A 3,021-nucleotide genomic window follows, 5' to 3' on the forward strand; every position below is an offset into this window, starting at 1 on the left:
TGAGCGAAATGCGAATTTTCGGCGAATGTCGTCTTCACAGTATAACCAGATTGCTTGGGGTTATATGGTCAAGTGAAGAAGCGCATACGGTGGATGCCTTGGCAGTCAGAGGCGATGAAAGACGTGGTAGCCTGCGATAAGCTTTGGGGAGTCGGCAAACAGACTGTGATCCAGAGATCTCTGAATGGGGGAACCCAGCCAGCACAAGCTGGTTATCTTGTACTGAATACATAGGTGCAAGAGGCGAACCAGGGGAACTGAAACATCTAAGTACCCTGAGGAAAAGAAATCAACCGAGATTCCCTTAGTAGTGGCGAGCGAACGGGGACCAGCCCTTAAGTTGGTTTGAGATTAGTGGAACGCTCTGGAAAGTGCGGCCATAGTGGGTGATAGCCCCGTACACGAAAATCTCTTATCAATGAAATCGAGTAGGACGGAGCACGAGAAACTTTGTCTGAATATGGGGGGACCATCCTCCAAGGCTAAATACTACTGACTGACCGATAGTGAACCAGTACCGTGAGGGAAAGGCGAAAAGAACCCCGGAGAGGGGAGTGAAATAGAACCTGAAACCGTATGCGTACAAGCAGTGGGAGCCTACTTTGTTAGGTGACTGCGTACCTTTTGTATAATGGGTCAGCGACTTATATTCAGTGGCGAGCTTAACCGAATAGGGGAGGCGTAGCGAAAGCGAGTCTTAATAGGGCGCTTTAGTCGCTGGGTATAGACCCGAAACCGGGCGATCTATCCATGGGCAGGTTGAAGGTTAGGTAACACTGACTGGAGGACCGAACCGACTACCGTTGAAAAGTTAGCGGATGACCTGTGGATCGGAGTGAAAGGCTAATCAAGCTCGGAGATAGCTGGTTCTCCTCGAAAGCTATTTAGGTAGCGCCTCATGTATCACTGTAGGGGGTAGAGCACTGTTTCGGCTAGGGGGTCATCCCGACTTACCAAACCGATGCAAACTCCGAATACCTACAAGTGCCGAGCATGGGAGACACACGGCGGGTGCTAACGTCCGTCGTGAAAAGGGAAACAACCCAGACCGTCAGCTAAGGTCCCAAAGTCATGGTTAAGTGGGAAACGATGTGGGAAGGCTTAGACAGCTAGGAGGTTGGCTTAGAAGCAGCCACCCTTTAAAGAAAGCGTAATAGCTCACTAGTCGAGTCGGCCTGCGCGGAAGATGTAACGGGGCTCAAACCATGCACCGAAGCTACGGGTATCACCTTTTGGTGATGCGGTAGAGGAGCGTTCTGTAAGCCTGTGAAGGTGAGTTGAGAAGCTTGCTGGAGGTATCAGAAGTGCGAATGCTGACATGAGTAACGACAATGGGAGTGAAAAACTCCCACGCCGAAAGACCAAGGTTTCCTGCGCAACGTTAATCGACGCAGGGTTAGTCGGTCCCTAAGGCGAGGCTGAAAAGCGTAGTCGATGGAAAACAGGTTAATATTCCTGTACTTCCAGTTATTGCGATGGAGGGACGGAGAAGGCTAGGCCAGCTTGGCGTTGGTTGTCCAAGTTTAAGGTGGTAGGCTGAGATCTTAGGCAAATCCGGGATCTTAAGGCCGAGAGCTGATGACGAGTGCTCTTTAGAGCGCGAAGTGGTTGATGCCATGCTTCCAAGAAAAGCTCCTAAGCTTCAGATAACTGGGAACCGTACCCCAAACCGACACAGGTGGTTAGGTAGAGAATACCAAGGCGCTTGAGAGAACTCGGGTGAAGGAACTAGGCAAAATGGCACCGTAACTTCGGGAGAAGGTGCGCCGGCGAGGGTGAAGGACTTGCTCCGTAAGCCCATGCCGGTCGAAGATACCAGGCCGCTGCGACTGTTTATTAAAAACACAGCACTCTGCAAACACGAAAGTGGACGTATAGGGTGTGACGCCTGCCCGGTGCCGGAAGGTTAATTGATGGGGTTAGCGCAAGCGAAGCTCTTGATCGAAGCCCCGGTAAACGGCGGCCGTAACTATAACGGTCCTAAGGTAGCGAAATTCCTTGTCGGGTAAGTTCCGACCTGCACGAATGGCGTAACGATGGCGGCGCTGTCTCCACCCGAGACTCAGTGAAATTGAAATCGCTGTGAAGATGCAGTGTATCCGCGGCTAGACGGAAAGACCCCGTGAACCTTTACTATAGCTTTGCACTGGACTTTGAGCTTGCTTGTGTAGGATAGGTGGGAGGCTTTGAAGTGGGGACGCCAGTTCTCATGGAGCCATCCTTGAAATACCACCCTGGCAACCTTGAGGTTCTAACTCAGGTCCGTTATCCGGATCGAGGACAGTGTATGGTGGGTAGTTTGACTGGGGCGGTCTCCTCCCAAAGAGTAACGGAGGAGTACGAAGGTGCGCTCAGACCGGTCGGAAATCGGTCGTAGAGTATAAAGGCAAAAGCGCGCTTGACTGCGAGACAAACACGTCGAGCAGGTACGAAAGTAGGTCTTAGTGATCCGGTGGTTCTGTATGGAAGGGCCATCGCTCAACGGATAAAAGGTACTCCGGGGATAACAGGCTGATACCGCCCAAGAGTTCATATCGACGGCGGTGTTTGGCACCTCGATGTCGGCTCATCACATCCTGGGGCTGAAGCCGGTCCCAAGGGTATGGCTGTTCGCCATTTAAAGTGGTACGCGAGCTGGGTTTAGAACGTCGTGAGACAGTTCGGTCCCTATCTGCCGTGGACGTTTGAGATTTGAGAGGGGCTGCTCCTAGTACGAGAGGACCGGAGTGGACGAACCTCTGGTGTTCCGGTTGTCACGCCAGTGGCATTGCCGGGTAGCTATGTTCGGAAGAGATAACCGCTGAAAGCATCTAAGCGGGAAACTTGCCTCAAGATGAGATCTCACTGGGATCTTGAATCCCCTAAAGGGCCGTCGAAGACTACGACGTTGATAGGTTGGGTGTGTAAGCGCTGTGAGGCGTTGAGCTAACCAATACTAATTGCCCGTGAGGCTTGACCATATAACACCCAAGCAATTTGCGCGTAAGCCGAATTGTGGTGGTGAAGACGAAAGACCCGAAA

Annotated in this window: 1 rRNA gene; it reads left to right on the plus strand. The window is 51.9% G+C overall.

What is annotated here, in order from left to right:
- Nucleotides 1–66: 66 nt before the first annotated feature.
- Nucleotides 67–2,960: ribosomal RNA gene (locus ACQ4N9_RS26405) — 23S ribosomal RNA — on the plus strand.
- The last annotated feature ends 61 nt before the right edge of the window (nucleotides 2,961–3,021 follow it).

It is taken from the genome of Pseudomonas sp. ES1, assembly GCF_050586605.1.
Taxonomy (GTDB): Bacteria; Pseudomonadota; Gammaproteobacteria; order Pseudomonadales; family Pseudomonadaceae; genus Aquipseudomonas; species Aquipseudomonas sichuanensis.